Here is a 6,553-nt window from a genome sequence, read left to right as displayed (position 1 = left end):
TCGGTGACCGCTTCACCAACGCCCTACGCTGAGATTTATTTAACCGACCTCAGCACACAGAATTCCTGACACCTCCGGGATAGCGGGATACAACGACACTGTCGAGTACCCGTGCTTCCCTACAGCGAACCGTTCATTGTCGAGAGGGCAGACCGCACCAGCTTACTCTGCCCACTGTGCATCCACCTCCCTCATCAAGTGCCCCGCGAGAATATAGTCCCCCAACTTCGCCGCCTTTGCCTCCAGGCTCTCTAGCTCATCTGCTGGCAAGTTGTTGAGCTCAAATTGACAGTACAGATTCCGCTGCCGGAACGTTGTCTTTGGTCGCAATAGGCCGGCAACGAGCGCAGCCGACGAGCGGACGGCGATGTTTTCGTGCCCGCGATACTCGACGCGTATCCCAACCTTCTGGCCGAGCCTGCCGAGTTCAACAGCATCCTGCCAACCTGACTCGTAGTCCAACTCGACCACCGTTACTCCCTCTGTCTCCAGGAGCTTCAGTGCCTCCCCTCTGGTTCCAGCTCGAGCTGTCGCCATTCTGTCCTCCGCGCGCGCGGGGCGTACGCGTATTTGCCAGCCGCAAACAGGGCGTGTGGCTATTCGTACGCTTCTTCGGCCCTGGTCCTATATTGCATGGCAGCATTGTAAGGGGGCAGCTTCGTTTGCTTGCGGATTTCGGTGAACGTGATCAGCGGTTTCGGTGAACGTGATCAGGGAAGGAAGGTGGTACTGCGCGATCAGAAGAATGTAGCGTAGGTAATTTACGGTGCCGAATCAGGGATTCGACGACGGACGATGATGGCTGACATGGGCCGGCTACCGCCGTTGCGCTTCCGCCATCCCCTGTCGGCAACGGTTAGCCGCAGCATACGGACCAAGAAGTGCATGGGGCCGGCGTTGGCGGGACACGGCGATAGGGCACGAAACGAAGTCTTACCGAATGCTTCGCACGGCTTCGAGCATGGAGTGTCCTTGACTCGTCAGGCGGGGATAAACATTGCCGCTATCATGCCCGTGCTCCATCGTGACCAGTTTGTGGGCCAGCAAGCCGTCCAATTGATCTGGTTCGAGATCATCGATATCTTGCGCATCGCCAAGCAGTAGTAGCGCGGCGATTTCGTGCGGGCTTAGCATGGCGGCCTCCTTTGCCGGCGATTGCCGGGGTCGGAAAATGGAACCTACGACAGCTGGTCCGTGGATCGAATTCCACGAGGACGATGAGAACGGCAGTGAATGCATCGGTGCGAGGGACGCGCAGGAAGCGCACACCGGGCATTTACCGTAAACTCTTTTGTCGCCGGAATCAAGCGACGCGTGTGTTGCGTCGCAGCAGGGTCAATCAATGCACCGGGGCATTTAAAGGCTGGTGAAGCCTTGACCAAGGGATTGTCGGCGACGGCCCACCGTGATACAAGATAGCAGCACATTTGGCGCAGGCCGGTGGCGTCGTCTACAACTAGTCTTCCTTGGAACATTCAGAACATGGCAACAGGTACCGTCAAGTGGTTTAACGATGCAAAGGGTTTTGGGTTCATCACGCCGGACGACGGCGGCGATGACCTGTTCGCGCACTTCTCCGAAGTTCAGGGAAACGGCTTCAAATCACTTCAGGAGGGCCAGAAGGTCAGTTTTGAAGTCAAGCAAGGTCCCAAGGGGAAACAGGCAGCGAATATCAAACCGCTATAAGAATTCCGCGCCGCAAACGCGTCCTGTCAGGGCAGCGATCGGGCGATGCGTGATCGCTGCGGGGCTGAAGTAGGGCGTCGAAAGGGGGCGCGTACTCCTCGCCTTTGCTCAGCGCTCAAGAAAGGGCCTCAACTTGCCAGCGCGACCGGGATGCATTAGCTTGCGCATCGCCTCGCTTTCAATCTGACGGATCCGCTCGCGGGTCACGTCGAACTGCTTGCCGACCTCTTCAAGCGTGTGGTCAGAGGTCGTATCGAGCCCGAATCGCATCCGCAGGACCTTGGCCTCGCGCGGCGACAACTCGTCGAGTGCCTCATCGATCGCGGCGCGCATGTTCGCGTGAATCGCGGCCTCAGTTGGTGAACTCGCAGAGACATCCTCAATCATGTCACCGAGCGTCGCGTCGGCATCGTCGCCCACGGGGGTCTCGAGCGAGACAGGTTGCCTCGCGATCCTGAGGATACTGCGCACTTTTTCCTCGGACATCTCCATGCGCTCCGCGAGGATAGCGGGATGCGCTTCCTGTCCCGTCTGTTGCAGGAATTCGCGCGAAATCCGGTTCAGCTTGTTGACCATCTCGATCATATGGACCGGCACACGAATGGTGCGCGCCTGATCAGCAAGCGCGCGCGTGACGGCCTGACGGACCCACCAAGTGGCGTACGTCGAAAACTTCCAGCCGCGCCGGTATTCGAACTTGTCCACCGCCTTCATCAGGCCGATATTGCCTTCCTGGATCAGATCCAGGAACTGCATGCCGCGGTTGACGTATTTCTTGGCAATTGAAATGACAAGACGAAGATTCGCTTCGATCATCTCCCGCTTGGCCTGCCGCATTTTCAACTCCGCGGCAACCATCTGGCGGTTGATCTGCTTGAGCTGCTGGAGTGGCAGCGAGACCCGTGCCTCGATCTCGATGAGTTTCTGCTGCCCGGCCTGAATGGCCGGCAGATGTCGCTCAAGCGCCGTGCCAAATTGCCGCGAAGTCGCCGCCATGCGGCTGGTCCATGTAAGTTCGGTCTCGTGGCCCGGGAACGACTCAACAAACGCATCGCGTGGCATGCCGCAACGGTCGACGGCGATCTCCAGGATGCCGCGTTCGATCGCACGAACCTCAGTAATCTGTGCGCGCACACTGGCGCACAGGCGGTCGATGGTTCTGGCCGTAAAGCGGATCGGCGCCAGTTCGCGCTGGATCGCCGAGCGCAATTGCGCAACGGCCGCGGAACGGGTTTTGCCAGTAACGGGTACATCCGGCAACTGCTTGAACAGTGCACGCACGCGCGCGAAAACCGCAAGACTGTCGCTCGTGAGTTGTTCGAGGCGGGCCGCGTTCGTTGTCTCCGGATCGCCGGCGTCCATTTCAACATCGTCACGGTCTGGGTCATCGTCGGAGGCGTCTGCTTTCACTTCAACCTCTTCGGACTCCAGCGTCATTTCGCTTTCGTTCACGTCGTCGCTGATGCCAGCGACCAGTTCGTCGATACGCAGTTCGCCGGCAACGATGCGGTCCGCATCGACAAGAATCGTGGACACGACCGACGGACACGTGGCGATCGCCTGAATCATGTCCTGCAGGCCGTCTTCGATGCGTTTTGCGATCTCGATTTCGCCAGCGCGGGTCAGCAGTTCGCGGGCACCCATTTCACGCATGTACATCCGAACCGGATCAGTAGTGCGGCCGAATTCGGAATCGACGGTCGACAGTGCAGCTTCCGCTTCCTCGTCCGCCTGATCGTCGGATGCCGCGGCGGCCGCGGCATCGTTTAGCAGGAGCGTCTCTGCGTCCGGCGCCTGCTCGTACACGGCCACCCCCATGTCGCTGAACGTGCCGACGATCATCTCCATCGCAGCAGTTTGCGTAGAGTTGTCGGGCAGGTGATCGTTGATGTCCGCGTGGGTGAGATAGCCGCGCTCACGGCCAAGCGCGATCAGCGCGCGCATCTGGCGTTGACGCTCCTCCTCCTGGCGCGCCATTGACGCGATGTCCAGCGGTATTGTGACGGCCTGGGTCTTTTCCTTTGGCGCGCGGCGGCCGGCTTTTGACGTAACCGCGATCACGCGGGACACTGAATTGTCGCGAACTGGCTTTGCCAATACATTCTCCTCGACAGGTTGGCCGACGATCGTCGCGGACATGACGGCAGGTCAATTAGCCTGTCGGGGTGCGAACGAAATCGTGGAATGACGCGCGGACAGTCGAGGCCGGGATGCCTCTCGCGGAATCCGATGTGCGCAGAATGGGGAACGTTAGATCATACCGGACGACGTTGTGCGACGCAATATTCGGTGGGTAGAGATGTTGCCCGAACCCGTCGAGGAAGGCCGAAAGATTCTCCTGTTCTCGCGGTTCACCAGCATGCTCGAGCTCGTTGCCACCGCGCTCGACGAGGCACATGTCCCGTACCGGTGCTCACTGGCAATACCATCACCTGTTTCTGCGAAGGGCACGTCCGGAGATCGTCCGGACCGGCACCGTGCACCTTCGGATCACAAGCAAGATCCGCGTCTGGAGGCGGGAGCCGCGAAACGTGGGAAGTAGGGAAAGATCATAGGCGCAACACGCAACGCACCAGCCGCTGCCACGCCAATGTGACACCGAACAATGCACCAAGGATCCAGCGAAAGCCAAGGATCCAGCCAAAGGCGCCTTTGGCCAGGAAGCCACAGCCACCACCTAAAGTGAGCAGAATGGTCGAGGTAGTAGCCCGCTAGGACCAGGCCAAGATCGGCTTGCGTTTTGTTGTTTTGGCGAATGTACCAGATACCAATGAGAAAGCGGTGCGGAAGAGGGTGGCATCTCGGCCGTCGGCTGATCGCATCGGTTGGATGCAACTCAAAGAAGAAACTGAGCTCTATTATGTAACGCCACTCGTGCGGTTATACTCCGCGCTTCACTCACAACTATGAATAACCAACATGGCCGCAGCAACTAAAACGACACGGGTAAGTGCAACTGCCAAGGGCAAACCTGCCGCAAAGAAGCTAGTCGTGCCAACGAAAAAGGCCAGCGTGCTTGCCCGTGAGGCACAGGCAGCGAAGAAGCGCTTGCTGAAGCTGCGCGCTGACACGAAGAAGGCAATTGAAGCGGCTAAGCGCGAGATTGCCCAGGCCGTGGAAGCCGCAAAGGCCGCGGCCCGCTTTGAAAAGCAATCCGCAAAGGACAAGCTCGCGGCGAAGAAGGCGAAGGCTGCAGGCGCCAAGAAGGCGACGGGCAACAAAGCTTCCGCAACGAAAGCGGCGGCGAAAAAGGCCGCCCCCGGTACCAAGGGCAAGGTCGCCGCGAAAGCAGTTCCGAAGGCGGCCGCAGTGAAATCTGCGCCGAAGAAGCGGGCTTCGGCGAAGAAGGTGGTTCCGGCTGTAGCATCGCCTGAAGCGTCGGCGTGATCGTTGCTTCGGCTGGTAACGCGATGTCGCCAACCAGCTGATTGATGACAAGATGCTGTGGAAAGCTGAGGCGTAAGAACTTGGCGTCGGCTTTCCCCTTCCAATTGGGCCTTTTTCATGCTTCGTTAAAGCAGCGGACTCATAATCCGTTGGTGCCGTGTTCGACTCACGGGAGGCCCACCACGCAACCATTGGCTTCCATCCGTCAGGTTTGCTTCTTTAGCCTGGACTAGACCGCAGCGACACTGCGCTTCCTCTGACTGGTGCAATTCGCCCGGGCTATGTGTGAAGCCCAACCGCCGTCGCTCAACGTATATGAAGCGTCGCTGGGATGGGAACTGATGCAAACGCGTACCCGTTTCTGCGATCCGCAGCCGACGTCATCGGGTGCGGATGTCGCCCACCCTCACTTCAAGCCGACATCTATATGAAGTCCGCTTTGACGCTAACAGCGAAGCCATACATTAATACAAACAGTCCACGCGATTTCAATCAGCCATCAGCTTCATTCGTAAGTCTTAGAGGACGAATACCTTGCAGATGGTCTTTGGAATGCGTATAAGTCAATTGTGACTGAACAATCGGAGGCAAAAATGGCAACGTATCAGGATTTGTTGGCGCAGAAGCAAGCGTTGGAAGCCAAAATCGAAGAAGCGCGTTCGACTGAGGTCGCGGGCGTCATCGAACAGATTCGCGAGCTGATGGTTCGGTATAGCCTGTCGCCGGAAGACGTAGCGCCGCGTCGTCGTCGGGGCCGGCCCACAAGTACAGTGTCCGCGGCCACCGAGAAAGCACCGCTTCCGCCGAAGTACATGGATCCCAAAACCGGCAAAACCTGGTCGGGACGTGGCCGGACGCCGGCGTGGCTGGGCAAACGGCCTGAGCGTTTCCTTATCCAGCAGGAATGATCGATTGCACGCGCGTCGTCCCTTGAATGACGACGACTCAATCGACTCTCCACGAGACTGTGCGCATCAATGTGTCTCGACCGGTAGTTGAGAGCCGCAGAACGTCCATGAAGAAATCATCGGGCAACTGGTGAGTTGCCCGTGCCCAGTATCGTCCAGTCGTCTATGCCAGGCAATCGGCCTGTCCACAAAGGGGCGCTCACCCAAAAAAAGCCCGCGTCACCGGGGGCGGCGACGCGGACGGTAGCAGGACTGCCCAGGCATGATACGACGCCGCAAAAAATTCTTAAGTCTGAATTAAGCCAAAATTAACATCCATTTTCCCCGAGAGAAGGCTCCCACGGCACACTGGCAAAGTGGAGCCATCACTTTCAAGCGTGAAAATGATCTACGCATCTCTTTCTATAAGTGATCTAAACGTTATTTTGGAAGGCATCCCATTGGACGGGGTGGCCAGCCAGAAATGCCGCCCGAACGGCATCGCCGTCGCTCATGACGGCGTGGCACCAATGCCGCGGCTGGCCGCGCTCGATTGTCCGCTCTAGGAGGGCTGGTGACCGCTTGATCGGCGG

Annotated in this window: 7 protein-coding genes and 1 tRNA gene; 5 read left to right on the top strand and 3 right to left on the bottom strand. The window is 58.5% G+C overall.

Annotated elements, in window-relative coordinates; genetic code table 11:
- Positions 1 to 162 precede the first annotated feature (162 nt).
- Together AC1Q7H_RS28440 and AC1Q7H_RS28435 are read right to left on the bottom strand one after the other, a co-directional pair.
- Positions 163 to 537, bottom strand: coding sequence for a PHA-granule associated protein 4 (locus AC1Q7H_RS28440; RefSeq protein WP_492382015.1), 375 nt, complete (start codon positions 535 to 537; stop codon positions 163 to 165).
- A 396-nt stretch (positions 538 to 933) separates the two neighbouring features.
- On the bottom strand, positions 934 to 1,134 hold the full coding sequence (locus tag AC1Q7H_RS28435; protein ID WP_080569644.1) for a hypothetical protein: 201 nt from the start codon (positions 1,132 to 1,134) through the stop codon (positions 934 to 936).
- 348 nt (positions 1,135 to 1,482) lie between these two features.
- Between AC1Q7H_RS28435 and AC1Q7H_RS28430 the strand changes: the two genes are divergently transcribed.
- Complete coding sequence (locus AC1Q7H_RS28430) at positions 1,483 to 1,686, top strand: cold-shock protein (protein ID WP_013954359.1); 204 nt, start codon at positions 1,483 to 1,485, stop codon at positions 1,684 to 1,686.
- Positions 1,687 to 1,794: 108 nt separating this feature from the next.
- Here AC1Q7H_RS28430 and rpoD read toward each other — a convergent pair whose 3' ends face one another.
- The gene (gene rpoD, locus AC1Q7H_RS28425; RefSeq protein ID WP_492382014.1) at positions 1,795 to 3,825 is read right to left on the bottom strand and encodes an RNA polymerase sigma factor RpoD; all 2,031 of its coding nucleotides are present in this window, start codon (positions 3,823 to 3,825) and stop codon (positions 1,795 to 1,797) included.
- Positions 3,826 to 4,605: 780 nt separating this feature from the next.
- Between rpoD and AC1Q7H_RS28420 the strand changes: the two genes are divergently transcribed.
- The 4 genes from AC1Q7H_RS28420 to AC1Q7H_RS28405 all read left to right on the top strand — a co-directional run bounded on the left by AC1Q7H_RS28420 (position 4,606) and on the right by AC1Q7H_RS28405 (position 6,526).
- Positions 4,606 to 5,073 (top strand): fumarate hydratase, encoded by a 468-nt coding sequence (locus AC1Q7H_RS28420; RefSeq protein WP_492382013.1) that lies wholly within the window; start codon positions 4,606 to 4,608, stop codon positions 5,071 to 5,073.
- Positions 5,074 to 5,179: 106 nt separating this feature from the next.
- A tRNA-Ile gene (locus tag AC1Q7H_RS28415) sits at positions 5,180 to 5,256 on the top strand.
- A 410-nt stretch (positions 5,257 to 5,666) separates the two neighbouring features.
- Entirely contained in the window at positions 5,667 to 5,981 is a 315-nt protein-coding gene (locus AC1Q7H_RS28410; protein ID WP_153956432.1) for an H-NS histone family protein, read from the top strand.
- Between the two features lie 377 nt (positions 5,982 to 6,358).
- Positions 6,359 to 6,526: a hypothetical protein gene (locus AC1Q7H_RS28405; protein ID WP_153956433.1), complete on the top strand. Its 168-nt coding sequence runs from the start codon at positions 6,359 to 6,361 to the stop codon at positions 6,524 to 6,526.
- Positions 6,527 to 6,553: the final 27 nt, after the last annotated feature.

It is taken from the genome of Cupriavidus sp. GW823-FHT06D04 (genome assembly GCF_058795055.1).
Note: the sequence above shows the minus strand (reverse complement) of the source record. Positions and strands in the feature narration are given on the sequence as shown.